Here is a 25555-nt window from a genome sequence, read left to right on the forward strand (position 1 = left end):
ATGGCGGACTATCGTCTGTCGGTTTCGGCCGAAATGGTTTTTCTTAATTTGCCGTTTATTGAACGCGTGCAGCGCATTCACCAGCTGGGTTTCGCCGTGGAGATCTGGCACTGGAACAACAAAGACATTGACGCGCTGGCGGCAACGGGCGCGACCTTTACCTCGATGACCGGTTACCTGTCGGGCAACCTGACGGACGATGCAGAGATCGAGGCACTGCTGAGCAGCGCTGAAGCGTCGCTGGCGGTGGCGGCGCGGCTCAACTGCCCGAGCCTGAACCTGCACGGCACCGGGCTGGATAACCGGGGCCTGCCGGTCAAGCCGGTGGAGGTGGTGACCGGGGAGATGTGGGTAAAAGCGGTGCGCACGCTGGAGAAGCTGGCGGCACTCGGCGAGAAAGCGGGCAGGGTGTTCACGCTGGAGAACCTCAATCTTGCCGTCGACCATCCGGGCACGCCGTTTGCCCGCGCCGCCGACACGCTGGCGCTGGTGGAGGCGGTCAACAGCCCGTATCTGAAGATGAATCTCGACTTGTATCACGCGCAGATCGGCGAAGGCAATCTGATCGCGCTGATACAGCGCAGCGGCAACGCCATTGGCGAAATTCAGGTGGCGGACGTGCCGGGGCGCTGTGAGCCGGGCAGCGGCGAGATTAACTATCGCGCCATCGCCAAAGCGCTGCGGGCGATGAACTATCGGGGGGTGATTGCGCTGGAGGGATGGGCATCCGGGGAGAGTGAAGAGGCCCTGGCACGTTTTAAAGCGCACTTTGAGTCATGAAACAGCGATGCGGCCAGCCCAGGCCGCTTTTTTTAGGCCCGGCGCAGTCGCTTTGATGTCGGTTAATGCATAAAAAATAATAACTTACCTCTAGCTACAGGAATTATATGATGAATATGAAAAAGAGCGGATTGTTGATTCTGGCGCTTGCCGTCGCCCCCGCTTCCCAGGCGAAAGATCTGCGTATCGGCGTGGCGCTGGCCAACTTTGACCTTAACTTTATCTCCATCCTGCGTACCCAGATGGCGAAAGAGATGGAGAAAGAGCAGATTCAGGGGCAGTTTGAGGATGCCAAAGGCGATGTGGCCGTGCAGGTGCAGCAGGTCGAAAACTTCATCAACCAGGGCGTGGACGCGATTATCCTCAATCCGGTGGATACCCAGGGCGTTAAGCCAATGATGGACGCGGCAAAACGCGCCAATATTCCGCTGATCTTCGTCAACCGCAAGCCGGAAGTCGAACTGAGCGGTAAAATGGCCTACGTCGGCTCTGACTCGCTGCTCGGCGGGCGCATGGAGATGGAAGCGCTGGCAAAAAGAATGAACTACAAGGGCAATGTCGCAATTCTGATGGGCGCGCTGTCGGCGGAAGAGGCGCGCCAGCGTACTAAGGCGACCGAAGAGGTCATTGCCAAATACAAAGAGATGAAAGTGGTGGAAAAGCAGTCCGCCCAGTGGATGCGTAACGAAGCCGTTGATGTCACCTCCAGCTGGCTGCTGTCCGGCGATAAAATTGACGCGATAGCCGCCAATAACGACGAAATGGCCATCGGCGCGATTATGGCGCTTAACCAGAGCGGTAAAAAAGATATTCTTGTCGCCGGTATCGACGGCACCCCGGATGCGCTGCAGTTTATTAAGAGCGGCAAGCTGGCGTTAACCGTATTCCAGGATGCCGCCGGGCAGGGCAAAGGGGCGGTGACGATGGCGAAGCAGGTGCTGGACGGTAAAAACGCCGATAAGTTTATGTGGATCCCCTATCAGGTGGTCACGCAAGAAAACTACGCCGAGTTTAGTGCCAAAAACGTTAAGTAACGCCCGCGGGTCCCGATCCCAGGACCCGCATCTATCGCATTCCGTTTTTTCTTCCCGTAACAGCTGAAAAAAGTGTGACGCCTGTAGCAATTTTTAGGCGTAGTGCATATTATTTCGCCACTGAGTGCGCCTGCTTGCCGCTCAACATCCATTACCCTGTTTTCTGTTGAGAATTCTGGACATGCCCGATGATTAGTCGCCGCCGGTTATTGCTGGGGAGTGGCGCGTTTATGCTTGCCATGAGCACCGATAAATTGTTTGCCCGCCAGGACTTCTATCCGCTGTGGCCCGACGAACCCCCGGGCGGTGGCGGTCCGAGCGGAGCATTGCGTATTTCCGCTAACGGCTCGTGGTCCAATATCGTCAGCCCGGGGATCCAGCGCTTTCTGCCGGAGAACCCCAATGGCAAAGCGGTACTGATTGCCGCGGGCGGCGGCTATCGCTGGATTGGCATGGGGCGCGAGGGCTGGCCGGTGGCGCGCTGGCTCACCAGCAAAGGCTTTACCGCGTATGTGCTGAGCTATCGGCTGCCCGGCGAACACTGGCAGGCCGGTAATCTGGCACCGTTGCAGGACGCGCAGCGTGCGATCCGCCTGGTGCGCTCAATGGAGCCGCACGTGCATCTGCTCGGCTTTTCTGCCGGCGGGCATCTGTTCGGCATGGCGGCCGCGCGGCCTGATTTCGCGTCCTATGCGCCGCAGGATAGCCTCGACCAGATCGTGCCGAAGGTCGACAGCGTCGGGCTTATCTATCCGGTGATCACCCTCGAACCGCCATATACCCATACCAATACGCATCTGTCGATGGTGGGCAAAAATCCGTCCCCGGCGGAAGAAGCAAACTGGTCGGTGCAAAACTACGTTACGCGCGCCTATCCCCCCACGTTTCTCGCCCAGGCGGAGGATGACCGCACCTCGAACCCGGAAAATAGCGTGATCATGCACGATACCTGCCGCAAGGCCGGGGTTCCGGTGCAGATGATCCGTATTTCACAGGGCGGGCACGGTTTTGGTCTGGGTAAAGCGGGCACTCCGGCGGCGATCTGGGATGAAGCCTACGCGGTGTGGCTGGCGGCGCGTGCGGGTTGACCGAAAAAGAGGGTCAACCCCTACAAATCCCGTAGGGGGCGACCCTTTTTTCCGGTCGCCCCGTGCCGAGGATTTCCGCCGCACGAGATGAAGGCCATTTTTCCGGTCGCCCCGTGCCGAGGATTTCCGCCGCACGGGATGTAGACCATTTTTTCCGGTCGCCCCGTGACGTCAGATTAAATCTGTTGCAGAAACGCCAGCAGGTCCTGATTCAACTGCTCCTGGTGGGTAACGGCGAAGCCGTGCGGGGCGTTGTCATACACTTTCAGCTCGGCGCCTGTGATCATCTCTGCGGCCAGCTTGCCGGTGGCTTCGAACGGCACAATCTGGTCGTTGCTGCCGTGGATCACCAGCGTCGGCACGTTCACTTTTGCGATATCCGCGCGGAAATCGGTCTCGGCAAAGGCGGTCACGCAGTCGATGGTGCCTTTCAACGAGGCCAGCAGCGCGATATTCAGCGTCTGCGTTAGCACGCCATCGGAGACGGTTTGCCCGGCATTAATGCCGTAAAACGGCGTGGCGAAATCTTTGATAAACTGCGCCCGATCCTGCCGTAACCCGTCGCGAATACCGTCAAATACGGCCTTTTCCACCCCTTCCGGATGATCGGCTGTTTTACCGAAGATCGGCGTGACCGCCCCCAGCAGCACCAGCGCGGCGATGCGTTCGCTGCCGTAGTTGCCGATATAGCGCGACACGTCGCCGCCGCCCATTGAGAAACCGACCAGCGTGACGTCGTGCAGGTCGAGGTGGGTGATCAGGTCGTTGATATCCGAAGCAAAGGTATCGTAGTCATAGCCTTCCCACGGCTGATCGGAACGGCCAAAGCCACGGCGGTCAAAGGCGATAACGCGGTAGCCGCGCTCGGCAAGGAAATTCATCTGGCTGTCCCACATATCGGCATCCAGCGGCCAGCCGTGGCTGAACAGGACCGGCTTGCCCGTGCCCCAGTCTTTGAAATAAATTTGCGTGCCGTCAGCCGTGTTAAATGTGCTCATTCTGTCTCCTCAAAGGGTGAATGTGGTGAAGTAGTCGCTATCGTGACTCCCCTAAAAAGTATAGTGACAAGGCAACAATTTTGAAGCACTGCCGGGTACACGGCATGGCCGCCAATTATGCCTACAGGCTGGTGCACAAAGCCCCGGCGGTTCCAGGAGTTAACTACTGACTTTATGCGTTCGTATAAGGCCTTTTTTTTATCTATTTATACATTTAAAGCTCATAAGTGACATATGGCACGCGCGATAGACTAATATTGAGATATATTATTAAGTCTTCAATTTTTAAGGGTCAAATATGAGCCATGAGAAACCCTTTGTTATCTCCTTGAAGCTGCAAACCATCGCCACGCAGCTCAATGAGCTTAAACAGGAGTTGCAGCAGGCAGAGCAGGATCAGCTTTCGCAGCTGGCTCAGCATAAAATTACATCGCTTGCGGCGCTGGGAGCGCAGCTGAATGAGAGGCGTAAAGCGCTGGGCCTGGATATTGCTACGCTGGAGTTGCAAACCGGGATCTCAGCCTCGACTCTCAAGCGCCTGTTTAAAGATCCTGAGCAAGTGAAGTTTGGCAGTGTCTATGCGGTAGCTGCCGCGCTGGGAGTGTCACTGTGCGCCGTCGTTTAACGGTGTGGCTGTACGATGAGGCCGTCGGCGTGCTTTCTCAGGAAGACAACGGCTACCTGTTTGCCTATCGTCCGGATTATTTTGGCCCGGCACTGTCACTCAGCCTGCCGGTGAGTAAAGGAAGATTCCCCAGCACCACGCTGCACCCGTTTTTTGTTTCTTTGGCCCCGGAGGGCTGGCTGAAAATGCGCTACAGCCAGCTACAAAAAATTGATGAGCAGGATCTGCTCGGCATGCTGCTGCATAACGGTGAGAACCTGATTGGCGCGGTACGCATCAGCGCTGAGGAAACATCATGAATCGGTGTCGAATCCTGCTGACCCGGCTGGAGTCGGAGGCAGAACAGACCTCAGGCTATTCAACCAGGGGGATGAAAAAACTGACAGGCAGCGCGCGCGTTGAGCCCTGTCTGGGCTTTACCCGGACGCAGTTCGTACAGCAGTTGCCGCAGCAGCAGCGGGGTATGAGTATCTCGGGTTACCAGCCGAAACTGCAGCTGGTATTGCGGCAGCGCGACTTTGCCGTGGTGGGCTATCAGGGCGACTACATCCTTAAGCCATCACCCGTTGAGTTTCCCCATCTGGCTGAAAATGAACATGCCACCATGACCTTGATGGCACGCCTCGGATTCGACGTACCTGCGCACGGACTGCTGCCCTTCCGGCCTGAACACCCGGATGATGACATTGAATATGCTTTCGTTATCCGTCGTTTTGATCGCGACAGAGAGGGTCATGCACTGCATCAGGAGCCGCTGGATGCGGCGATGAACGTTGGTGAAAAGTACGGGAAAAACCGCGATGACGGTCTTCCGTGGGTAAGCTATCAGCAGATCGCGCAGTTCCTCATTCAGCACGTCAACGATAACCTGGCGTTTAAAATCGACCTGCTGCGGCGCATTATTTATGCTTATCTACTGGGCAATAACGACATGCATCTGCGCAACTTTGGCCTGCTGCATCCGCGTGGCGCTGCGCCACAGTTGTCGCCTCTGTATGATTTTGTCTCGGTGGCGCCTTTCTCTGCTTATTTTCAAAGCAGCTATCTGGCACTGCCTCTGCTGGCCTGTGAAGAGGGCGGCAGAGAGCTGGCGGCTGGATTCACCACCCAGTATGGAGAGTATCTCGGGATGGATTTCCTGACGCTCGGGCTGATTATGGGGCTGAGCCGCAAGCTGGTGGTTGCACTGCTCGCTAACTTGCTGAAAGAGCAGCAGCAGGTGGAAACGACCTATAACGAATCATTTATGCAGCCAGAAGCGCTGGCCGCCGTGTTGCAGTGTTATCGCCAACGCCTGAGACGCCTGCAAATAGTGGATGAGCCAGCGCTGTAAGTAGCGGGTCAGGCGTGCCTGACCCCTACACACCTTACTCAATACTCTTCAGGCTTTTGGCTCGATCCCACGGGCCTGAAGTTCCTTGCGCAACACGCGTTTAATCCATGTTGCCAGCGATGTATCCCCATCTTTCTTCATCTCATCCTCAAGCTGACGGCGCAATTCGTGCGATATGCGGATTTGGTACTGATCGGTTTTTGGTTTCTCGATTGACATTGTAATTACATAATTTCATCATGGAGGTGTTGTAATTACAACGTATGTAATAACTGATTACAACCGGAGTTGTAAAAACAACGCCCCGGCAGTGCGCTAACACTGACGAGGCGTCTGACCAATACGTTAAGGAGCTAACGCTATGGCTGTGAACAAGTGTACCCAAACTCGTTTTGAATTGCAGATCCCCTTTTCATCAGCACAGGAGATCTCGCATGTTTGAACAGCTTGATATCAATGAAATTGAAACGCCGGAGCTGTGCGATCAGTGTTATGCATTGACCTGGGCAATCAGTGAACTGGTAGATCCCATCGTACGCGATACGCTCAACTGGATCCTGCTTGAGCGTTTGCAGGTGCTAAATAGCCGTTTCAATGATGTGCGGTTAAGTCGGCTGGAAGGGTAAGATCAGGCGGGTCAGGCGTGCCTGACCCCTACGCTTATTTGCGAGCCGCCTCGTTTAACTCAATGGCAGAACGGATTTCAAACAGCGTCTGTGGCATATAAGACATGACATTAACCAAGCCGTCGCTTTTAGGGCTTGGTTGGCTAACTAAATCAGGATGATTTTTTATGATTAAAATTGAATCGTTTTATGAGGCATCCGTTTTGGGGCAATCAAACACACGCGTCGTTACTGCGCATGTACCGATTGAAATGGCAGAAAAGCTGGACCTGCTGGCGACGAGCTACGATCGTTCCAGGGGGTGGTTGGTGAAGCAGGCAATACAAGCCATGACCGATCAGGAAGAGCGGCGCCATCAGATGACGCTGGAAGCGCTGGCTGCGGTAGATGAGGGGCGTGTCGTTGCCCATGATGACGTGATGAAATGGGCAAATAGCTTAAGTACGGACTCGCCGCTGGCGCTGCCATAAGCTGGACGTCAGTAATGCATTTTGTCTGGACGGAACCAGCCATCGAAGATGTAGAATGCGTTACCTGGCCGCGTAGCGGTTCGGCGTTAACCCAACATATAGCACATAAATTTGTAGGGGCGGACCTTCTTTTTCGGTCCGCCCGCTGTGCGATCACACATCGGGCAGCACGCGCTTTTGGCTCCGGTAAATTTGTTCTATTCTGTGGAAAAACCGTTTCATTTACCGGAGCCTCCGCGCTGAATTCATAATGAAAAATACCGTGCCAGAGAAGCAGACCCAGAAAGCCACCGCCAGCGATGTTGCCCTGCTGGCCGGCGTATCGAAGTGGACCGTGCTGCGGGCGTTCAAACCCGATGCATCTATCTCGCCGCTGGCGCGCGAAGCCGTACTGGCCGCCGCGAAAAAGCTCGGCTTTCGCCCTAATCTGCTGGCGCGCAGCCTGAAGCAGCGCAAAACTCACATTATTGGCGTTGTCGCCGACGAGTTTAGTAACCCTCATACCCTGAAGATGCTGAATGAAGTGACGCGCCAGCTTAACGCGCGCGGCTATATGGCGCTGCTGCTCAATGTCGATTCTGAAGCGAACTACCACTCGGTACTGCAGATGGCCGGGCAGCTGCAGGTCGATGGGCTGCTGTTCCTCGCCACGATTTTCAGCGACGAGCTGATTGTGGCGATGGAAGAGCTGCATCAGATCCCCAGCATTCACGTGTGCCGCAGTACCGATAACGCGGATATCGAAGTGGTCAGCGTTGACGGTTTTGCTGCGGGCGCAGAGATCGGCAAGCTGCTGCTGTCGCAGGGCTATCAGCGCTTCGGCTATATGAAGGGGCGCGACACGGCGTCGAGCCAGCTGATGCGTATGGAAGGCTACGCCGCGGCGCTGGATGCGGCGAAGAAGCCGCTGGATAAGGTGCTGGTGGCGGGGCATTACGACCGCGAGCTGGCGTACCAGCAGATGATGGCCTATCTGAAACGTACGCGCGCTGCGGAACGCATCGATGCGCTGTTCTGTGAGAATGACGTGCTGGCATTTGGCGCGATGCAGGCAATCCGCGACTTCGGCGAAGGGGCACATATCGGCGTGGTGGGTTTTGACGATGTCGGCGAGGCCAGCTCGTCAATGTGGAGCCTGACCACCTGGGCGCAGCGCTGCGACCTGCAAATCGCCGAGGCGCTGAACCGCCTGCTGGACGATCGCGCCGATGAAAATGGCGCATGGAGTCAGGGCGAGCTCCAGGTTCGCCACTCGCACCTCAGACGCGTGGCCCACGGTGCGCTGCATAAATGCGGCTGTGCCAGCCGCAGCTAAGCGATTCGGGCATGCAGCATGCCCGAACCCAGTCAATGACATCGCGATCATAAGGGGCGGGACATGTCCGCCCCGCTAATTCTTAATGAGCTGAAACTCTTTCTCATCGCGGTAAATTACCTCAATAAATCCCGAAAGATTATTCATCAATCACTGTAGTCCTTTTCATCTATTGCATTCATCCTTGTCATCAAAATCTATCCAAAATGTCATTTTAATGACAAAAGAAATCATTAAAAGAATCTGCTACTCCATGATTTTTATCATGAAAAATTGGCATTAAAAATTTAATGATGCATTTTGCAAGTCACTTTATGACATTTTTAGGCCACAGGCACCCTATTGTAGCCAGAAAAAAACTCAGTAATATGCAGTTCAGGCACAATCAGCGAATTTAATCAGGGATGACGTTAAAGAGTAAGGAAAGCTTGAGAAATGAAACTCATTAATTAAATCACGGACGAATATGTTGAGCCTGTTGTGACCTGAGGGCGTGTTTTTGCAGTAGCTTTTATTTGGTTATTAAATTCCCTGGCCTTAAGGATGAGGCTTTTTTTTATGGATATCTTTTTTGCCATTTACTTACCTGTAGTGAATTAATCGTTTTATCAATCAACCTGAGCAGGAATTGACTCCTGCCTGTTAACCTGTTTTAAAGGAATGAGAGCAATGAAAAAAGTTACTTTAGCATTATCCGTAATGGTTGCACTTGGCATTGCAAATATGGCGCAGGCAGCATCTACCGGGACTATTACTTTTAACGGTGAACTGACTGCCAGCACCTGTGATGTTAGTGTCGAAGGCCAGGGCCCTGACGCTACAGTTGTTCTGCCTACTCTGGGTACTAATGTGCTGGACACCCCAAGCAAAACTGCCGGTGACACTCGATTTGTTATGGCGCTGACCAACTGTGCCGGGACGCTGCAAACTGCCTCCGCATATTTTGAGGACGGTGCCACCGTTAATGCCCAGGGCCGCCTGATCAATTCAGGAACTGCCACCAATGTTGACCTGCAGCTTCTTGACGGTTCTGGCTCGCGCGGCGTGATTAACGTCGGCAGTGGCACCCAGGCAACTACCACCACCTATGTTGATACTTCAACGGGTTCAGCCTCCCTGCCATACGACGTGCGTTACTTTGCCACTGCGGCGACAACGGCAGGTACCGTTGTGAGCAGCGTGGTTTACAGCCTGCAGTATAAATAACCTGCTGGTATAAATAACAAGGGCAGTGTTAGCTGCCCATATTTATCTGACCGAGAAAATGATATGCCCCGCTTATTCCGTTATTTGATTATTTCCATCTGTTCCTGCTTGATAAGCTTACCATCCTTTGCAAGTGTTGTTATTGGTGGGACGAGGGTGATTTATCCCGACGGACAGAAAGAAGTGACAGTTAAATTGGATAATGTCGGGAAGTCACCAGTGCTAATACAGAGCTGGATTGATAACGGTGATGCCGAAGCTAAACCTGATAACATCTCAGTGCCATTTATTTTAACGCCGCCGATTAACCGTATCGAAGCAAAGAAAGGCCAGACTCTGCGTCTGAGTTATTCCGGTACGCCACTGCCAGCCAATAAAGAGTCGGTGTTTTATTTAAACGTGCTGGAAATCCCGGCTAAAGATAAAGCCCTTCAGGCGGAAAACTTACTGCAGATGGCATTCCGCTCGCGCATCAAGCTGTTCTTCCGCCCGGCAGGTCTCACGGGTAATGCCAACGATGCGGTGAAGGCCCTGAGCTGGACTGCCGGCATCAATGGCGTATCGGTTACTAATCCCACTCCTTACCACGTTTCGCTGGTCGAGGTAGTGCTCGGGGCGAAAAAAGTGGAAGGCCAGATGGTCGCTCCGGGCGGTTCACAGTCGTTTGTATTGCCGGGTGCCAGAGCGGGTAGCGAGCTGAAATTCAGCTCGGTCAATGACTACGGTGCCATCGTCAACGGTAGCGCAATTGTTAAATAACCGCACGGTAGACCTCCGCAAATAATTTGAAGGCTGGAACCGGGATGAAACTGAATTCTGCTGTACACCCCCCTGCTCTCCCACGGCGGGGAAAAATCTCTACGCTCTGTATTCTGATTGCGGCAGCACTCAACACCCCCGCTTACAGTGCGCAGACGCAGGATATCGCAACCAACGTTGAGTTTGATCCCTCTTTCCTCAACCTGGAAAATAAAAGTGCTGTCGATTTGTCGCGCTTCGCCAATGGTGCATCCGCCACGCCGGGAACTTATCGCGTATCGATTAACCTCAACGGTGCGCCGATTGGCAACGAAGAGGTGACGTTTAAAGCCCGGGCGAATAAGTCGGTGTACCCGTGCCTGACTGCGCAGCTGTTGCAGAGTATCAATTTCAACGAAGCCAGGCTGCCAAAAGATTTTCTGACGCCGGTGACGGGCGAGGATGGATGCCTCGATCTGCAGGCTCGCCTGCCGGAATCACGCATTGAGTTTGACAGTAACGAGCAGCAGCTGAATATCAGTATTCCACAGGTTTATCTGCTGCAGCGCGCGCGCGGTAGTGTCAATCCGGCGCTGTGGGATAAAGGCGTCACAGCCGCCATGCTCGGTTATAACCTGAGTGGCTATAACAGTAGCGCGTCCGGCTATCAATACCAGTCGATGTATGCCGGGATCAACGCAGGGCTGAACGTCGGCGCGTGGTACTTTCGCCATAACGGGTCCTTTAACGCCACCGACCACGGCGGTCAGCGTTACGATGCGATCAACAGTTACTTGCAGCGTGATATCCCGGGGATAAAAGGGCGATTCCTCGCCGGACAGTCGAATACTCAGGGGCAGCTGTTCGACACGCTGTCGTTTAGCGGTGTGCAGCTTGCCAGTGATGAGCGCATGTTGCCGCAGGCGCTGCGCGGCTACGCGCCGGATATCCATGGTGTTGCGCGCACTAATGCGCGCGTCACCGTGCGCCAGGGCGACCAGGTGATTTATGAAACCACCGTGCCGCCGGGCGAGTTCCTGATCAATGACCTCTACCCGAGCGGTTACGGCGGTGACCTGGCGGTAACGGTGCGCGAGGCCGACGGCAGCGAGCAGCGCTTCCTGGTGCCTTATGCCTCTGTTGCCCAACTGTTACGCCCCGGGAGTGACCGCTACTCGCTGACCGCCGGTAACCTGCGCAGCGACTACCTGCGCGACAAACCCGCGCTGTATCAGGGTACTTATCAACGCGGTTTGACCAATGCGCTGACCGGCTACGCCGGGACGCAGCTCAGCCAGAACTATTATGCCTTGCAGGTGGGGGCGGCGGTCGGCACCCCGGTCGGGGCCGTCAGCGCCGATGTCACCCAGGCGCGTGCGCATCTTAACAACAACGGCCTGAGCAACGCCGGGCAGAGCTATCGGCTGAGCTACAGCAAGCTGATTAGTGAAACTGACAGCAATCTGGCGCTGGCTGCCTACCGCTTCTCTACCCGCGGCTATATGGATTTTATGACCGCCGCGCAGGCGCGTGATGCCTTGGAGCAGGGTTACGACCAGAACAGTATCTGGCGGGCGAAAAACCGCCTGACTGTCACCGCTTCGCAGGGGCTGCCCGGGGCGTGGGGGCAGTTCTATATCAGCAGCTCGTTGCAGAACTACTGGAATAAGAGCGGCAGCGACCAGCAGTTTCAGCTGGGTTACAGCAACCGATATCAAAGCCTGACCTACGGTATCAACGCCAGCCGTACCCAGTCCGGTTACGGCATCAGCCAGAATAACTACCAGCTGACCTTCAGCTTCCCGCTGGGTCGCCAGGACCAGGCGTATACGCCGCAGATGCGCCTCGACTTTAACCGTGACAGCAACGGTAACAGCGGCCAGCAGGCGACCATTTCCGGTGCGGCAGGCAGTGAACACCAGTTCAGCTATGGAGTGACCGGGCTGCACAACAGCAGCGGCAGCAGCGGATCGGTTAACGGGCAGTATCGTGCGCCTTACAGCTCGCTGAATGCGTCCTACAGCACCGGGCGCAACTATCACAGTGAGTCCGTTGGAGCCAGCGGCACGCTGATCGCCCACGGCGGCGGTGTGACTGCCTCACCTTACGTGGCCGAGACCTTCGCGCTGGTCGAGGCAAAAGGTGCCAGCGGGGCGCGCGTTTCTAACTATCCGGGCGTGGTGGTCGATCCCTTCGGCTATGCGGTGGTGCCCTACCTTAATCCGTATGAGATCAATGAAGTAAGCATCGATCCGAAAGGCACCCAGGGTGACGTGGAGCTGGAGAACACCACCCAGCGCGTGGCGCCGTACTCCGGCGCGGTGGTTAAGATGAAATATCAGACGCGCACCGGCAGCCCTATCCTGATCAGGGCCACATTAGAGGGGCAGCCGGTGCCGTTCGGTGCTGATGTTATCGACAGCGCAGGTAATAGCGTAGGTGCGGTTGGTCAGGGCGGGCAGCTCTATGCTCGCGTCAGCGAACAGCAGGGCGAGCTGCGGGTTAAGTGGGGTGAAAGCGCGGCGGATCGGTGCGCGATACGTTATCAACTGATGCCACAGGCCAAAGGGCGCACTACGGCAGTGGTGCAGCAGTTTAACCGCATTTGTGTGCCGATCTCTTCGTCACAGGAAGGATAATATTATGCGTTGTAAGATTTTTAAAAACAGCTGTGCGCGCAGTGCACTTCTACTTTCGCTGCTGATGGTTGCGACGGGCGCCCGCGCGTTGACCTGTGATTTTATAACCGGTGCAGCGGTCACGGTACAGATGCCAATACAGGGTACAAATATTACCGTCGGTCCAGATGTACCCAACGGTACCGTGATCCATCAGCAGTACTATCGACCTGCCGCGGGGATGAGTTTCGGTTGTTCAAATGCCAACGGTATCACTTATCGGCCGATTGTGGATTATCACTTTACGCGGACCCCTATGCCGCCATCAAACTATTCCTCCGGTCCCTTCGCAGGCAAGATTATGCAGACAAGCATACCGGGAATAGGTGTGGCGTTCAGGCGCGGGACCAATCCGACGGATGTCACCGTTCCCTTTACACAAACACCGTGGAGAGAGATGACGGGTGGGGGAAGTTTTACAGCACCGGGCAGTTTTGACCTTGATATGTTTTTAATTAAAACCGGAGATATACAACCGGGCACATTGAATGGTGCTGATCTGCCTACGGTCGGGGCATTCTTTAGCGTTCCCGGCGTGCTGGACCTGAAAGCGGTGGAAACCAGTTTTACCGGCTCGCTGAATATCGTCTCACGTACCTGTACGACGCCAAACGTCACGGTGGATATGGGCAGTTACGGCGTTGAGCAGTTCAAGAATGCGGGGGATGCTACGCTGTGGCGCAGTGCCGTTATCCAGCTTACCGACTGCCCGCGGTTTTACGGCAAGCTCATCGACGGGCGTAATAGCTATTATTCTGATAACGGCAACACGGCCATCGGCGTTAAAACCCCGAACACGCTTTATGTGACGGTGCAGCCCAATACCCCGGTGATTGATGCCGCCAACGGAATATTCAGTCTGCAATCGGGCGCCGACAGCGCGTCCGGCGTGGGTATCCAGCTGACCTGGGGTGGGGATAACGTCGATTTTTCTTCCGGGCGATCCTTTACTCTCGGAGACAGTAGTAGCACTTCGAGGGTTATCCCGCTGCTTGCTCGCTATATTAAAACCAGCGGACCCGTGAAACCGGGTAAAGCTAATGCCACGGCAACGTTTACCATTAACTACTACTGATCCCTGAGCAATAAAAAAGCCAGCATCAGCTGGCTTTATCTTCTGGCAAAAACGCTTAGCGCATCGTCACGAACTCTTCGGCACCGGTCGGGTGGATCGCCACGGTATTGTCGAAGTCCTTCTTGGTGGCGCCCATCTTCAGCGCCACCGCGAAGCCCTGCAGCATTTCGTCCATGCCGTAGCCGATGCCGTGGATGCCGACAATCTTCTCATCGGCACCGACGCACACCAGCTTCATGCGACACGGCTGGCGATGCTGGGTAACGGCGGTGTACATGGCGGTAAACGCCGATTTGTACACTTTCACCTGGTCATCACCAAACTTCTCACGCGCTTCCGGCTCGCTCAGGCCGACCGTGCCGATTGGCGGGTGGCTGAACACCACGGTGGGCACGTTGCTGTAGTCCAGATGCTCGTCCGGCTTGTTGTTAAACAGGCGCTCGGAGAGGCGACGACCGGCGGCGACCGCCACCGGCGTCAGCTCGACCGCGCCGGTGTTATCGCCCACCGCGTAAATCCCTTTTACATTGGTGTTCTGGTATTTATCAACGCTGATGTAACCCTTTTCGTTCAGTTTCACGCCGGTCACATCAAGGTTCAGGTTGTCGGTCATCGGCTCACGGCCAATCGCCCACACCAGGCAGTCCACGGTCTGCTCTTTACCGTTTTCCAGCTGTAAGGTGAGGCTACCATCGGCATTTTTCACTACCGCTTTCGGGATCGATTCGGTGTGCAGCGTTGGGCCTTCGGTGTTCATGACTTCCACCAGCGTGTCGACGATCAGCGGATCGAAGCTGCGCAGCGGCGCGTGTTTACGCACGAACAGGTGCGTTTCAGAACCCAGCGCGTTGACCACACCGGCAATTTCGACGGCGATATAGCCTGCACCGACGACGGCGGTGCGTTTTGGCAGCGCCTGCAGCTCGAAGAAGCCGTCAGAGTTAATGCCGTATTCTGCGCCTGGGATGTTTGGCTGGCTCGGGCGGCCGCCGGTGGCAATCAGAATATGGTCGGCGGTAATCTTCTCGCCGTTCACTTCAACGGTGTGCGCATCGACAAAGCGCGCGTAGCCTTTGATCACGTCGACTTTATTTTTGCCCAGCACGTTGTCGTACGAGCTGTGGATACGGTCGATATAGGCGCTGCGGTTTTTCACCAGCACGTCCCAGTTGAACTGGTTTACGGTGGTATCAAAGCCGTAGTCCGGGCCGTAGTTGTGGATAGCTTCGGCGATCTGCGCCGCGTGCCACATAACTTTCTTCGGAACGCAACCGACGTTCACGCAGGTGCCGCCGAGCTCTTTTGCTTCAATCAGTGCACACTTCTGTCCGTACATGGCCGCACGGTTAATGGAGGCGATACCGCCGCTGCCGCCGCCGATGGCAAGGTAGTCATAATGTTTGGTCATCGAGTCTTCCAGTTCAGTAAGTGAGTTAAATCAGCTGGCGTAGAGTGTAACGCTACAAGGTGAAAAGCCGCAAAGGTTGCGTCTATGATTGTGATAGCCTCATACCGATTATCATTGTCACTTTTCGCTTAAGGATGACAGTTATGCATCTGCAGTTTTTAGGCACCGGGGCCGGTACGCCGAGCCGCGAGCGCAACGTCACCAGCATCGCGCTGGATTTACAGGGGGTGCGTAACGCCACCTGGCTATTTGACTGTGGCGAGGGCACCCAGCATCAGATCCTGCGCACGCCGATCAAGCCCGGTAAGATCGAGAAGATCTTCATTACTCATCTGCACGGCGATCACATCTTCGGCCTGCCGGGGCTGCTGACCAGCCGATCGATGAATGGCTCACTCGAACCGCTGACTCTTTACGGCCCGGTAGGGATTAAAACCTTTGTTGAAACCACCCTGTCATTAAGCGGTTCGTGGGTCACCTTCCCGCTGGAGATTGTGGAAATAGGTGCGGGGGAGGTGTGCAATGACGCGCATTTTCGCGTGACGGCTTACCCGATGACGCATCCGGTGGAGTGCTACGGCTACCGTATTGACGAGCATGACAAACCCGGCGCGCTGGATGCGGCGAGGCTGGCGGCGCACGGCGTGCCAGCCGGGCCGTACTTCTATGACCTGAAGCATGGCCGCAGCGTGACGCTGGACGATGGCCGCACCATAAACGGCTGGGATTATGTCGGCGAGCCGATCAGGGGGCGCAGCCTGGCGATTTTCGGTGATACGGCCCCCACGGCGGCGGCGCAGCAGCTGGCAGCGGATGTCGATGTGATGGTGCATGAGGCGACGCTGGAAATTGCCATGGAAGAGAAAGCCAACAGCCGTGGGCACTCCACCACCGCACAGGCGGCGCAAGTGGCGCAGGAGAGTGGTGCAAAGCGGCTGATTATCACGCATCTTAGCTCGCGCTATTTACGTCATGACAGCGAGCGCCTGCTGGCAGAGTGCCGGGCGGTGTTTGCCGCCACCGAGATGGCGCATGATTTCGCGATATTTCCGCTGTAGGGGTCGGGCATGCCTCGCACTTCAGCTGTAGGGGTCGGGCATGCCCGACCCTGGGCGAGGCCTCGCCCCTACGCGATCGGGTGGAGGTTAACCGCAGGCGACACCGTTATTCCGGCACAATCCAGCTGACTTTATGGTGGCCGGTGCCTGACGGTACCAGCACTTTCTGCAGCCACGGCAGCACGTTGTTCATCTGCTGCTCCAGCTTCCACGGTGGGTTAATCACCACCATCCCCGAGGCGGTCATCCCGAAACGGTCGCTGTCCGGACGCACGCCCAGCTCAATCTGCAAAATACGGCGAATGCCGGTGGCCTGCAGCTCGTTAAACATACGTTTGATCTGCTGGCGCAGCACCACCGGATACCACAGCGCATAGACGCCAGTGCCGAAACGCTTATAGCCTTCCTGAATCCCCTGCACCACGGCCTGATAGTCACTTTTCATTTCGTACGGCGGGTCGATCAGGATCAGACCACGGCGCGACAGCGGTGGCAGCTTGGATTTCAACTGCTGATAGCCGTCGGCACGCGCCAGGCGCGCGCGGTCATCCTTCTGGAACTCATTGCGCAGCATTGGGAAGTCGCTGGAGTGCAGCTCGGTCAGCTGCAGCTGGTCGTACTCGCGCAGCAGATGGCGGGCGATCAGCGGTGAGCCAGGGTAATAACGCAGCTTGCCGCCCGGGTTGTAGTTTTTCACCACGCTGATATACGGCTCCAGCTCGGTTGGCAGGTCGTCCTGCTGCCAGATACGCGCAATGCCCTCCAGATACTCTCCGGTACGTTCAGCGTGCTCGCCGCTCAGCAGATAGCGCCCGGCACCGGCGTGGGTGTCGAGGTAGAGATAGGGTTTATCCTTCTCATTCAGTGAGCTGAGGATCAGGCTCTGCACGGTGTGTTTGAGAACGTCGGCATGGTTGCCTGCATGGAAACTGTGGCGATAACTGAGCATGTATTAGGAAATCCGGGAAGGTAAAAGCGAGCGTGCCGCCAGTGGGCGGCACAGGTTGCGGTGATTATAGCGAAAACGGGTTAAAAAAGCGCGATCAGGCAGGGATTCGTTGCCACATCGGGTAAGTAAAGAACAGCAGGTGCAGCAGATTAAAGCTGAAATGCACCAGGGTAGAGACCCACAGCCGCCCGCTCCACAGCCAGGCCAGCCCGTAGATCAGCCCGGCCAGCGTGGCGAAGAACACCAGCAGCAGCCCGCCTGAGAAGTGCACCGAACCGAACAGCAGTGCGGCGATAAACAGCGCACGCTTGTCGCCCAGCAGCTGGCTTAGCCGCTGCTGGATATAACCGCGAAACAGCGCTTCTTCCGCCAGTGAGACAAAAAACAGATTGGCCAGCATAAAAGAACCCAGCCACTCGGGCAGGTGCGGTTCCACTTTCAGTCCCCCGGCAAAGGTGGCCAGCAGCAGCAGCAGCGGCATTGACATCAACAGCACTAGCCACCACAGCCCGTTGGCAGGTGGCTTCGAAGGCCGCTTAAGCAGGGTCGGCAGGCAGGCCAGCAGGATAAACGGCACCAGCGCCTTGTCGAGGTTGTAATAGAAGGTAAACGGCGCGCTCTGTGGCCCGGCGCGCACCCCGGATTCGATCAGCTGATTGTTGAAGCCCGGAATCGTATGCAGCATCAGCGCAAAGGCGCTGACCACCAGGATAATCTCCCCCGGCAGGGAGAACGCAGAAGGCTGCTTGTGCGTACCGGAATAGACAGCAACAAAGCCAATGACGATCAGCGCCACAATAGCCGGTGGCATTAACACCTGCTCAAAGATGGCAAGGCCCAGCGCGATGGCCAGCAGCACCAGTGCGCTGCGATGATAAAACGGCAGGAACAGTAGCGATGCTGCCAGTACGTACCACATAGAGACACTCCCTGTTTGTAACGAAGTAATACGGCGTATTAACGCCGGGGAGTATGCAATGTGTCTCGGGTGGTGGCAAAGCGGAAAGTGCGGTCAGAAACAGGGCGTCTGCGTGGCCCGCCATTGATTTTCTCACCCGTTACCCTCATGTTAACCAGATTGCCCATACAACGATTAAAGGACTGCGCTATGACCAATCCGTTACTCTCTGCCTTTACGCTCCCCCCTTTCTCCGCCATCAAACCTGAACATGTGGTGCCCGCCGTGACTCAGGCGCTGGATGAGTGCCGCGCCGTGGTGGAAAAAGTGGTGGCGCAGGGCGCACCGTACAGCTGGGATAATCTGGTGCAGCCGCTGGCGGAAGTGGATGACCGTTTAAGCCGCCTGTTCTCCCCGGTTAGCCACCTGAACTCGGTGAAAAACAGCCCGGAACTGCGCCAGGCCTACGAGCAGACGCTGCCGCTGCTGTCCGAGTACAGCACCTGGGTCGGCCAGCATGAAGGGCTGTACCAGGCCTATCGCGACCTGAAAGCGGGCGCCAACTTTGCCGCGCTGGATACTGCGCAGAAGAAAGCGGTGGATAACGCGCTGCGCGACTTCGAGCTGTCCGGTATTGGCCTGTCGAAAGAGAAGCAGCAGCGCTACGGTGAGATCGCCGCGCGCCTGTCCGAACTGGGTTCGACCTACAGCAACAACGTGCTCGACGCCACCATGGGCTGGAGCAAGTTGATTACCGATGAGAGCGAACTGTCCGGCATGCCGGAAAGCGCGCTGGCAGCGGCGAAAGCGCAGGCCGAAGCCAAAGAGCAGCAGGGCTGGCTGCTGACGCTGGATATCCCGAGCTACCTGCCGGTGATGACCTACTGCGATAACCAGGCGCTGCGCGAAGAGATGTATCGCGCCTACTCAACCCGCGCCTCCGACCAGGGGCCGAACGCCGGGAAGTGGGACAACAGCGAGGTGATGGCGGAAGAGCTGGCGCTGCGCCACGAACTCGCCCAGCTGCTGGGCTTTGACTCCTATGCCGATAAATCGCTGGCGACCAAAATGGCCGAAAGCCCGGCGCAGGTCACCGACTTCCTGACCGATCTGGCAAAGCGCGCCCGCCCGCAGGCGGAGCAGGAGCTGGCCCAGCTGCGCGCCTTTGCCAAAAAAGAGCACGGCGTCGACGACCTGCAGCCGTGGGACCTGACCTATTACGGCGAGAAGCAGAAACAGCATCTCTACTCCATCAGCGACGAGCAGCTGCGCCCGTACTTCCCGGCACAGCGCGCGCTGGACGGCCTGTTTGAAGTGGTGAAGCGCATCTACGGCATTACCGCTAAAGAGCGCAGCGATGTGGATGTCTATCACCCGGACGTGCGCTTCTTCGACCTGTTTGACGAGAGCGGCGAGCTGCGCGGCAGCTTCTACCTCGACCTGTATGCGCGCGAGAACAAGCGCGGCGGGGCGTGGATGGATGACTGCGTGGGGCAGATGCGTAAAGCCGACGGTACCCTGCAGAAGCCGGTTGCCTACCTGACCTGTAACTTTAACCGTCCGGTGAGTGGCAAGCCTGCGCTGTTTACCCACAACGAAGTGACCACGCTGTTCCACGAGTTTGGCCACGGTCTGCACCATATGCTGACGCGCATTGAAACGCCGGGCGTCTCCGGCATCAGCGGCGTGCCGTGGGATGCGGTCGAGCTGCCAAGCCAGTTTATGGAAAACTGGTGCTGGGAGCCGGAAGCGCTGGCGTTTATCTCCGGCCATTACGAGACTAACGAGCCGCTGCCGCGCGAGCTGCTGGACAAAATGCTGGCGGCGAAGAACTACCAGGCGGCGCTGTTTATCCTGCGTCAGCTGGAGTTTGGCCTGTTCGACTTCCGCCTGCACGCCGAATTTGACCCGGCGAAAGGCGCGCAGATCCTGCCGATGCTGAAAGAGATCAAAAAGCTGGTGGCGGTGATGCCTGGGCCAGAGTGGGGCCGCTTCCCGCACGCCTTCAGCCATATCTTCGCCGGCGGCTACGCGGCGGGTTACTACAGCTATCTGTGGGCCGACGTGCTGGCGGCAGACGCCTATTCACGCTTCGAAGAGGAGGGGATCTTCAACCGTGAAACCGGCCAGTCGTTCCTCGACAACATTCTGACGCGCGGCGGTTCCGAAGAGCCAATGGCGCTGTTCCGCCGCTTCCGCGGCCGCGAGCCGCAGCTGGATGCGATGCTGGCACACTACGGTATTACCGAGCAGGGCTGAGATTAGTGAACATCTGTTTGTTAGATGAAACGGGCGCCGGAGACGGCGCCTTATCTGTTTTAGCTGCCCGCTGGCAGCTGGTGCATGATGAAAACGCGCTGATGGCGCTGGTGATGACGGCCGGGCATCTGGAGCTGCGCAAGCGCGATGAGCCAAAGCTCGGCGGCATCTTTGTTGATTTCGTTGGCGGGGCGATGGCGCACCGCCGTAAGTTTGGCGGCGGGCGTGGTGAAGCGGTAGCGAAAGCCGTCGGCATCAAGAGCGGCTATCTGCCGGAGGTGGTGGATGCCACGGCGGGGCTGGGGCGTGATGCGTTTGTGCTGGCCGCCGTGGGCTGCCGCGTGCGCATGCTGGAACGTAATCCGGTCGTGGCTGCCCTGCTGGATGATGGCCTGGCACGCGGCTATGCCGATGCGGAGATTGGCCCGTGGCTGCGCGAGCGGCTAACGCTGCTGCACGCCTCGAGCCTGACGGCGCTAACCGATATTACGCCGCGCCCGCAGGTGGTGTACCTCGATCCCATGTTTCCGCACAAGCAGAAAAGCGCGCTGGTCAAGAAAGAGATGCGGGTGTTTCAGTCGCTGGTGGGGCCGGACCTCGATGCCGATGGCCTGCTGGAGCCCGCGCGAATGCTGGCGACTAAGCGTGTGGTGGTGAAGCGCCCGGATTACGCGCCGCCGCTGGCGGACGTCGCCACGCCGAACGCCGTGGTGACCAAGGGGCACCGTTTCGATATTTATGCCCCCCTCACCCCAGGGGGATAAACAACGGGTCGGGCACGCCCGACCCTACGCGTCATTTTCACCGCGACCTGTCTGGGCTGACCCTCTTTTTCAGTCAGCCCGCCGACGCGGCGGTGAACAACGCATATAGCGTTACTCTTCGTCGCGCAGCGGCACAATCAGCATATCGATGTGCACGGTGTTGATCAGCTGGCGCGCTGACGACATCAGCTTGCTCCAGAAATCCTGATGATGGCCGCAAACCACTAAATCCACCTGATACTGCTTAATCGCGTCGACCAGCACCTGGCCCAAGTCACCGCTGCCGCTCAGGGTTTCGGCAATCGGGTAGCCAGCCCCGTTTGACAGCTCGGTCAGCGCGCTGTGCGTCTCTTCAGAGATACGCTTCTGCATATCACCCAGATTGACGTCGATCAGCCCGGTATACAGGTCAGAGTAATTCACATCAACGTGGATAAGTGAAACTTTGGCGTCGTAAGGGCGAGCCATGGATACCGCTCTGTCGACCAGCAGTTTGCTTTCGGGGGACAGATCGACAGCAATCAAAATGTGTTTGTAAGCCATATGAATACTCCTTTTCGCGTAAGTGCCTGTCCCAGAGTATAGCGAAAATTGTTAATGAATGTTGTGGCAGCCGACGTGGTTTGGCTGGGCGATCAACATGAAATTTTGTCTGAATGCCCCGGCGAAATAAAACATCGCTGGAAAAAATTTAAGCAGATCTCCTACACTGATAAAAGACGGCAACGAAAGCAGCGCTGTTACGCCGTCCTGCTGCAGCAATCATCTCAATAATAAGGGTTGGCGAACCAGCGGGAGTTGATCCCGTTCTCGTCGCGTATCGCATTTCCTGATGAAAGTCCGGGAGGGGATCATGATCAGCACCATCGCGCTTTTCTGGGCTCTTTGTGTCGTTTGTGTGGTGAATATGGCGCGCTATTTCTCTTCGCTGCGTGCGCTGTTAGTGGTGCTGCGCGGCTGCGATCCGCTGCTGTATCAGTATGTGGATGGGGCGGGGTTCTTCACGTCTCACGGGCAGCCGGGCAAGCAGGTGCGGCTGATTGGCTATATCTGGTATCAGCGCTACCTTGACCACCACGATGATGAGTTTATTCGTCGCTGTCAGCGCCTGCGCGGGCAGTTTATTTTGACCAGCGCCCTGTGTGGGCTGGTGGTGATTAGCCTGATTGGCCTGGCCATCTGGCATTAAAAAAGGGCGACCATTAAACATGGTCGCCCTTTTCGGGTCGAGCGGAAAAAATCATCGACTCTTACTGTAGGGGCGGACCCTCTTTTTCGGTCCGCCCGCAGCACGATCAAATCAGCTTCAGCGCAATCCAGTACAGCCCACCTGACAGCACAATCGAGACCGGCAGGGTGAACACCCACGCCAGCAGGATGTTCTTGATGGTGCGGCCCTGAACGCCACCGCCGTCAACCAGCATGGTGCCCGCCACGGAAGAGGAGAGCACGTGCGTGGTTGAAACCGGCATTCCGGTATAGCTCGCCACGCCAATAGAGACCGCCGCCGTCATCTGCGCCGACATCCCCTGAGCGTAAGTCATGCCCTTCTTACCGATCTTCTCACCGATAGTGGTGGCAACGCGACGCCAGCCGAACATGGTCCCCAGCGACAGCGCGAGCGCCACGGCCAGGATGATCCATACCGGCGCGTACTCAACGGTATTCAGCAGGTCGCTCTTCAGCTTATTGAGGAAACGTTTGTCGTCAGGCTTGGTTTCCGGCAGCTTGGCGGTTTTCTCAGCGGTATCCGAGATGCACATCAGCAGGCGGCGCAGCTGGCTGCGTTGCTCAACGTTCAGCGCATCGTAGCTGCTGAGATTGTTCAGCAGGCCCTGCACGCGCTCGATAGCCGGCAGCGCACGGGCAGCGTCGCAGTGGAAATCATGCGGGCCGGAAGGCACCTGTTCCGGCGTCGGTAACGCTGGCGGCGCCATCTGGATGATGTGCGTCAGCGAGGCCGCGTGCTGCTGGTAATACTGCTCCAGGTGGTTCACGGCATCACGCGTACGCGTAATGTCATAGCCGCTGGAGTTCATATTCACCACAAAGCCTGCCGGCGCCACGCCGATCAGCACCAGCATAATCAGGCCAATGCCTTTCTGGCCGTCATTGGCACCGTGCGAATAGCTGACGCCAATCGCCGAGACAATCAGCGCGATACGCGTCCAGAACGGCGGCTTTTTCTTGCCGTCGATCTTCTCGCGCTCTGCCGGAGTCATATGGATGCGCTGACGTTTTTTATTCCCGCTCCAGTAACGGCGCAGGATAAATACCAGCCCGCCGGCAATCACCAGGCCAACAATCGGCGAGATAATCAACGACATAAAGATGCCAATCATTTTAGGGATATTGAGCGCATCCACTACCGAGGTGCCAGTCAGCAACGCGTTAGTCAGGCCAATACCAATAATGGCACCGATCAGGGTATGGGAGCTGGAGGCCGGTAACCCGAAATACCAGGTGCCGAGGTTCCAGATAATCGCAGCCAGCAGCATGGAGAAGACCATGGCCAGGCCGTGAGCCGACCCGACATTAAGCAGGAGGTCGGTGGGTAGCAGATGGACAATCGCGTAAGCCACGCTTAAGCCGCCCAACAGTACACCAAAGAAGTTGAATACCCCGGCCATTACCACCGCTAACTGCGATCGCATTGCACGGGTATAAATCACGGTAGCTACCGCGTTGGCCGTATCGTGGAAGCCATTGATTGCTTCGTAAACCAGTACGAACAACAGAGCAAGAACCAGGAACAGGCCGGTATGTAAATCAAGACCAGCAAACAGATGCAGCATAAGCGTTACGCCATTTTGGAGGACATGAACGCGGCGCATTATCAGCGACAAACCGCGCCTGGGGAAAGGGAAATATAGACTTTTTTTGACATTAATGTGTCATTTGAGTGACTGTTACCCCTGAAACCATCATGAAATCATCAGGTTACAAAATGTTTCAGCTGCGATTTAGTGTCACGCTGGTATCCCAGCCGTCAACTCTCTACAATCAGCGTTTTTGTGGTTCGGCGCGGAGTCTGTGGTGGAAAAATTTGACGTTATCGTAATTGGTGCGGGTGCGGCTGGCCTGTTCTGCGCGGCTCAGGCGGGCGCGATCGGGCGGCGCGTGCTGCTGATCGATAATGGCAAAAAAGCCGGGCGTAAAATCCTGATGTCCGGCGGCGGGCGCTGCAATTTCACCAACCTCTATACCGAGCCAGCGGCCTATCTGTCGCATAACCCGCATTTCTGTAAATCCGCTCTGGCGCGCTATACCCAGTGGGATTTTATCGATCTGATTAACCGTCACGGCATTGCCTGGCACGAGAAGACGCTCGGACAGCTGTTCTGCGACGACTCAGCGCAGCAGGTGGTCGACATGCTGCTGAAAGAGTGCGAAGCCGGCAGCGTCACGCTGCGCCTGCGTAGTGAAGTACTCGCGGTAGCGCGTGATGACAGCGGCTACACGCTGCAGCTCAACGGTGCAGAGGTGCAGGCGGAAAAGCTGGTGATCGCCAGCGGCGGGCTGTCGATGCCGGGGCTGGGCGCATCGCCGTTTGGCTATAAAATTGCCGAACAGTTTGGCCTGAAGGTGTTCCCGACCCGCGCCGGGCTGGTGCCGTTTACCCTGCATAAACCGCTGCTGGAGCAGCTACAGACGCTGTCCGGCGTTTCGGTGCCGTCGGTGCTGACCGCCGAAGACGGCACGGTATTTAAAGAAGCGCTGCTGTTTACCCACCGCGGCCTCTCCGGCCCGGCGGTGTTGCAGCTCTCCAGCTACTGGCTGCCGGGCGAATTTGTCAGCGTTGATCTCTCCCCGGCGCAGAATATCGATGCCTTTATTAATGAAGAGCGCCAGCAGCACCCCAATCAGAGCCTGAAAAACACCCTTGCCAAACTGCTGCCGAAGCGCCTGGTCGAGTGCCTGCAGCTGCTGGGGAGGGTGCCGGAATGCACGCTGAAGCAGCTCAATAGCCGCCAGCAGGCGGAGCTGGCCAGCGCGCTGCACCAGTGGAAAATCCAGCCCAACGGCACCGAGGGCTACCGCACCGCCGAAGTTACGCTCGGCGGCGTCGATACCAGCCAGCTGTCGTCGAAAACCATGGAAGCGCGTGATGTGCCGGGGCTGTACTTTATTGGCGAAGTGGTTGACGTCACCGGTTGGTTAGGCGGCTATAACTTCCAGTGGGCGTGGAGCTCAGCCTGGGCGTGTGCGCAGGCGCTATAATGAGAAATCTGATTTAACTGATTCTCAGGCGG

Annotated in this window: 26 protein-coding genes; 19 read left to right on the forward strand and 7 right to left on the reverse strand. The window is 56.8% G+C overall.

Features of this window, described 5'->3' with window-relative positions; genetic code table 11:
* From QLG07_RS06345 to QLG07_RS06355, 3 genes are all read left to right on the forward strand, one after another.
* Positions 1 to 780, forward strand: coding sequence for a TIM barrel protein (locus QLG07_RS06345; RefSeq protein WP_282468791.1), 780 nt, complete (start codon positions 1 to 3; stop codon positions 778 to 780).
* Positions 781 to 890: 110 nt separating this feature from the next.
* Positions 891 to 1814: a sugar ABC transporter substrate-binding protein gene (locus QLG07_RS06350; protein WP_191150266.1), complete on the forward strand. Its 924-nt coding sequence runs from the start codon at positions 891 to 893 to the stop codon at positions 1812 to 1814.
* Positions 1815 to 2002: 188 nt separating this feature from the next.
* Positions 2003 to 2902 carry an alpha/beta hydrolase gene (locus QLG07_RS06355; protein ID WP_166643143.1) on the forward strand — a complete coding sequence of 300 codons (900 nt, stop codon included), beginning with the start codon at positions 2003 to 2005 and terminating at the stop codon, positions 2900 to 2902.
* Between the two features lie 176 nt (positions 2903 to 3078).
* Here the strand turns inward: QLG07_RS06355 and QLG07_RS06360 are convergent, their stop codons facing one another.
* On the reverse strand, positions 3079 to 3900 hold the full coding sequence (locus QLG07_RS06360) for an alpha/beta hydrolase (RefSeq protein WP_048917789.1): 822 nt from the start codon (positions 3898 to 3900) through the stop codon (positions 3079 to 3081).
* A 298-nt stretch (positions 3901 to 4198) separates the two neighbouring features.
* Here QLG07_RS06360 and QLG07_RS06365 point away from each other — a divergent pair, with 298 nt between their 5' ends.
* From QLG07_RS06365 to QLG07_RS06375, 3 genes are read left to right on the forward strand one after another with little or no spacing between them, the layout of a single operon-like run.
* Entirely contained in the window at positions 4199 to 4525 is a 327-nt protein-coding gene (locus QLG07_RS06365; protein WP_133622475.1) for a helix-turn-helix domain-containing protein, read from the forward strand.
* A complete protein-coding gene (locus QLG07_RS06370; protein ID WP_187497304.1) occupies positions 4510 to 4824 on the forward strand; it encodes a HipA N-terminal domain-containing protein in 315 nt (104 codons plus the stop codon). Before QLG07_RS06365 ends, QLG07_RS06370 begins: the two co-directional genes overlap by 16 nt.
* Entirely contained in the window at positions 4821 to 5858 is a 1038-nt protein-coding gene (locus QLG07_RS06375; protein WP_282468792.1) for a HipA domain-containing protein, read from the forward strand. The genes QLG07_RS06370 and QLG07_RS06375 overlap by 4 nt, the downstream gene beginning before the upstream one ends.
* 48 nt (positions 5859 to 5906) lie before the next feature.
* On the opposite strand, the gene QLG07_RS06380 is transcribed toward QLG07_RS06375, so the two are convergent.
* On the reverse strand, positions 5907 to 6077 hold the full coding sequence (locus QLG07_RS06380) for a hypothetical protein (protein WP_282468793.1): 171 nt from the start codon (positions 6075 to 6077) through the stop codon (positions 5907 to 5909).
* Positions 6078 to 6292: 215 nt separating this feature from the next.
* On the opposite strand from QLG07_RS06380, the gene QLG07_RS06385 reads away from it, so the two are divergent.
* From QLG07_RS06385 to QLG07_RS06415, 7 genes are all read left to right on the forward strand, one after another.
* Positions 6293 to 6484 carry a hypothetical protein gene (locus QLG07_RS06385; RefSeq protein WP_133622478.1) on the forward strand — a complete coding sequence of 64 codons (192 nt, stop codon included), beginning with the start codon at positions 6293 to 6295 and terminating at the stop codon, positions 6482 to 6484.
* A gap of 167 nt (positions 6485 to 6651) precedes the next feature.
* Positions 6652 to 6954 carry a ribbon-helix-helix domain-containing protein gene (locus QLG07_RS06390; protein WP_282468794.1) on the forward strand — a complete coding sequence of 101 codons (303 nt, stop codon included), beginning with the start codon at positions 6652 to 6654 and terminating at the stop codon, positions 6952 to 6954.
* Positions 6955 to 7204: 250 nt separating this feature from the next.
* The gene (locus QLG07_RS06395; protein WP_282468795.1) at positions 7205 to 8269 is read left to right on the forward strand and encodes a LacI family DNA-binding transcriptional regulator; all 1065 of its coding nucleotides are present in this window, start codon (positions 7205 to 7207) and stop codon (positions 8267 to 8269) included.
* A 669-nt stretch (positions 8270 to 8938) separates the two neighbouring features.
* Complete coding sequence (locus QLG07_RS06400) at positions 8939 to 9475, forward strand: fimbrial protein (protein WP_282468796.1); 537 nt, start codon at positions 8939 to 8941, stop codon at positions 9473 to 9475.
* Positions 9476 to 9538: 63 nt separating this feature from the next.
* Positions 9539 to 10234 carry a fimbria/pilus periplasmic chaperone gene (locus QLG07_RS06405; RefSeq protein ID WP_282468797.1) on the forward strand — a complete coding sequence of 232 codons (696 nt, stop codon included), beginning with the start codon at positions 9539 to 9541 and terminating at the stop codon, positions 10232 to 10234.
* A gap of 44 nt (positions 10235 to 10278) precedes the next feature.
* Positions 10279 to 12852, forward strand: a complete 2574-nt coding sequence (locus QLG07_RS06410; RefSeq protein ID WP_282468798.1) for a fimbria/pilus outer membrane usher protein — start codon at positions 10279 to 10281, stop codon at positions 12850 to 12852.
* 4 nt (positions 12853 to 12856) lie between these two features.
* A complete protein-coding gene (locus tag QLG07_RS06415) occupies positions 12857 to 13966 on the forward strand; it encodes a fimbrial protein (RefSeq protein ID WP_282468799.1) in 1110 nt (369 codons plus the stop codon).
* A gap of 55 nt (positions 13967 to 14021) precedes the next feature.
* Here QLG07_RS06415 and gorA read toward each other — a convergent pair whose 3' ends face one another.
* Positions 14022 to 15374 (reverse strand): glutathione-disulfide reductase, encoded by a 1353-nt coding sequence (gene gorA, locus QLG07_RS06420; RefSeq protein ID WP_062818508.1) that lies wholly within the window; start codon positions 15372 to 15374, stop codon positions 14022 to 14024.
* Between the two features lie 143 nt (positions 15375 to 15517).
* On the opposite strand from gorA, the gene rnz reads away from it, so the two are divergent.
* Positions 15518 to 16432, forward strand: a complete 915-nt coding sequence (gene rnz / locus QLG07_RS06425) for a ribonuclease Z (protein WP_282468800.1) — start codon at positions 15518 to 15520, stop codon at positions 16430 to 16432.
* A 106-nt stretch (positions 16433 to 16538) separates the two neighbouring features.
* Here rnz and QLG07_RS06430 read toward each other — a convergent pair whose 3' ends face one another.
* Together QLG07_RS06430 and QLG07_RS06435 are read right to left on the reverse strand one after the other, a co-directional pair.
* On the reverse strand, positions 16539 to 17381 hold the full coding sequence (locus QLG07_RS06430; RefSeq protein ID WP_048917783.1) for a 23S rRNA (adenine(2030)-N(6))-methyltransferase RlmJ: 843 nt from the start codon (positions 17379 to 17381) through the stop codon (positions 16539 to 16541).
* 94 nt (positions 17382 to 17475) lie between these two features.
* A complete protein-coding gene (locus QLG07_RS06435; RefSeq protein ID WP_048917782.1) occupies positions 17476 to 18300 on the reverse strand; it encodes a CPBP family intramembrane glutamic endopeptidase in 825 nt (274 codons plus the stop codon).
* A 189-nt stretch (positions 18301 to 18489) separates the two neighbouring features.
* Here QLG07_RS06435 and prlC point away from each other — a divergent pair, with 189 nt between their 5' ends.
* Together prlC and rsmJ are read left to right on the forward strand one after the other, a co-directional pair.
* Positions 18490 to 20538, forward strand: coding sequence for an oligopeptidase A (prlC, locus tag QLG07_RS06440; RefSeq protein WP_048917781.1), 2049 nt, complete (start codon positions 18490 to 18492; stop codon positions 20536 to 20538).
* Positions 20539 to 20543: 5 nt separating this feature from the next.
* Positions 20544 to 21302: a 16S rRNA (guanine(1516)-N(2))-methyltransferase RsmJ gene (rsmJ, locus tag QLG07_RS06445; protein ID WP_099753327.1), complete on the forward strand. Its 759-nt coding sequence runs from the start codon at positions 20544 to 20546 to the stop codon at positions 21300 to 21302.
* Positions 21303 to 21413: 111 nt separating this feature from the next.
* On the opposite strand, the gene uspA is transcribed toward rsmJ, so the two are convergent.
* Complete coding sequence (uspA, locus tag QLG07_RS06450) at positions 21414 to 21845, reverse strand: universal stress protein UspA (protein WP_048917779.1); 432 nt, start codon at positions 21843 to 21845, stop codon at positions 21414 to 21416.
* A 54-nt stretch (positions 21846 to 21899) separates the two neighbouring features.
* Between uspA and QLG07_RS06455 the strand changes: the two genes are divergently transcribed.
* Both QLG07_RS06455 and uspB read left to right on the forward strand, forming a co-directional pair.
* Positions 21900 to 22076, forward strand: coding sequence for a hypothetical protein (locus QLG07_RS06455; RefSeq protein WP_166643145.1), 177 nt, complete (start codon positions 21900 to 21902; stop codon positions 22074 to 22076).
* A gap of 79 nt (positions 22077 to 22155) precedes the next feature.
* A complete protein-coding gene (uspB, locus tag QLG07_RS06460) occupies positions 22156 to 22491 on the forward strand; it encodes a universal stress protein UspB (protein ID WP_048917778.1) in 336 nt (111 codons plus the stop codon).
* A gap of 106 nt (positions 22492 to 22597) precedes the next feature.
* Here the strand turns inward: uspB and pitA are convergent, their stop codons facing one another.
* A complete protein-coding gene (gene pitA, locus QLG07_RS06465; RefSeq protein ID WP_133622485.1) occupies positions 22598 to 24097 on the reverse strand; it encodes an inorganic phosphate transporter PitA in 1500 nt (499 codons plus the stop codon).
* 241 nt (positions 24098 to 24338) lie between these two features.
* Here pitA and QLG07_RS06470 point away from each other — a divergent pair, with 241 nt between their 5' ends.
* Entirely contained in the window at positions 24339 to 25523 is a 1185-nt protein-coding gene (locus QLG07_RS06470; RefSeq protein WP_282468801.1) for an NAD(P)/FAD-dependent oxidoreductase, read from the forward strand.
* The last annotated feature ends 32 nt before the right edge of the window (positions 25524 to 25555 follow it).

The organism is Erwinia sp. V90_4 (genome assembly GCF_029967685.1).
Classification (GTDB): Bacteria; Pseudomonadota; Gammaproteobacteria; order Enterobacterales; family Enterobacteriaceae; genus Erwinia; species Erwinia aphidicola.

What these genes read in the sequence shown, in the direction of transcription:
- QLG07_RS06455 (WP_166643145.1), top strand. Translation starts at nt 21,900, where the DNA reads ATGAATGTTGTGGCAGCCGACGTGGTTTGGCTGGGCGATCAACATGAA.
- QLG07_RS06365 (WP_133622475.1), top strand. Translation starts at nt 4,199, where the DNA reads ATGAGCCATGAGAAACCCTTTGTTATCTCCTTGAAGCTGCAAACCATC.
- QLG07_RS06435 (WP_048917782.1), bottom strand. Translation starts at nt 18,300, where the DNA reads ATGTGGTACGTACTGGCAGCATCGCTACTGTTCCTGCCGTTTTATCAT.
- QLG07_RS06430 (WP_048917783.1), bottom strand. Translation starts at nt 17,381, where the DNA reads ATGCTCAGTTATCGCCACAGTTTCCATGCAGGCAACCATGCCGACGTT.
- QLG07_RS06345 (WP_282468791.1), top strand. Translation starts at nt 1, where the DNA reads ATGGCGGACTATCGTCTGTCGGTTTCGGCCGAAATGGTTTTTCTTAAT.
- QLG07_RS06350 (WP_191150266.1), top strand. Translation starts at nt 891, where the DNA reads ATGAATATGAAAAAGAGCGGATTGTTGATTCTGGCGCTTGCCGTCGCC.
- QLG07_RS06390 (WP_282468794.1), top strand. Translation starts at nt 6,652, where the DNA reads ATGATTAAAATTGAATCGTTTTATGAGGCATCCGTTTTGGGGCAATCA.
- QLG07_RS06380 (WP_282468793.1), bottom strand. Translation starts at nt 6,077, where the DNA reads ATGTCAATCGAGAAACCAAAAACCGATCAGTACCAAATCCGCATATCG.
- QLG07_RS06415 (WP_282468799.1), top strand. Translation starts at nt 12,857, where the DNA reads ATGCGTTGTAAGATTTTTAAAAACAGCTGTGCGCGCAGTGCACTTCTA.
- QLG07_RS06360 (WP_048917789.1), bottom strand. Translation starts at nt 3,900, where the DNA reads ATGAGCACATTTAACACGGCTGACGGCACGCAAATTTATTTCAAAGAC.
- prlC (WP_048917781.1), top strand. Translation starts at nt 18,490, where the DNA reads ATGACCAATCCGTTACTCTCTGCCTTTACGCTCCCCCCTTTCTCCGCC.
- QLG07_RS06400 (WP_282468796.1), top strand. Translation starts at nt 8,939, where the DNA reads ATGAAAAAAGTTACTTTAGCATTATCCGTAATGGTTGCACTTGGCATT.
- uspA (WP_048917779.1), bottom strand. Translation starts at nt 21,845, where the DNA reads ATGGCTTACAAACACATTTTGATTGCTGTCGATCTGTCCCCCGAAAGC.
- rnz (WP_282468800.1), top strand. Translation starts at nt 15,518, where the DNA reads ATGCATCTGCAGTTTTTAGGCACCGGGGCCGGTACGCCGAGCCGCGAG.
- QLG07_RS06395 (WP_282468795.1), top strand. Translation starts at nt 7,205, where the DNA reads ATGAAAAATACCGTGCCAGAGAAGCAGACCCAGAAAGCCACCGCCAGC.
- QLG07_RS06385 (WP_133622478.1), top strand. Translation starts at nt 6,293, where the DNA reads ATGTTTGAACAGCTTGATATCAATGAAATTGAAACGCCGGAGCTGTGC.
- QLG07_RS06410 (WP_282468798.1), top strand. Translation starts at nt 10,279, where the DNA reads ATGAAACTGAATTCTGCTGTACACCCCCCTGCTCTCCCACGGCGGGGA.
- gorA (WP_062818508.1), bottom strand. Translation starts at nt 15,374, where the DNA reads ATGACCAAACATTATGACTACCTTGCCATCGGCGGCGGCAGCGGCGGT.
- pitA (WP_133622485.1), bottom strand. Translation starts at nt 24,097, where the DNA reads ATGCTGCATCTGTTTGCTGGTCTTGATTTACATACCGGCCTGTTCCTG.
- uspB (WP_048917778.1), top strand. Translation starts at nt 22,156, where the DNA reads ATGATCAGCACCATCGCGCTTTTCTGGGCTCTTTGTGTCGTTTGTGTG.
- QLG07_RS06355 (WP_166643143.1), top strand. Translation starts at nt 2,003, where the DNA reads ATGATTAGTCGCCGCCGGTTATTGCTGGGGAGTGGCGCGTTTATGCTT.
- QLG07_RS06375 (WP_282468792.1), top strand. Translation starts at nt 4,821, where the DNA reads ATGAATCGGTGTCGAATCCTGCTGACCCGGCTGGAGTCGGAGGCAGAA.
- QLG07_RS06405 (WP_282468797.1), top strand. Translation starts at nt 9,539, where the DNA reads ATGCCCCGCTTATTCCGTTATTTGATTATTTCCATCTGTTCCTGCTTG.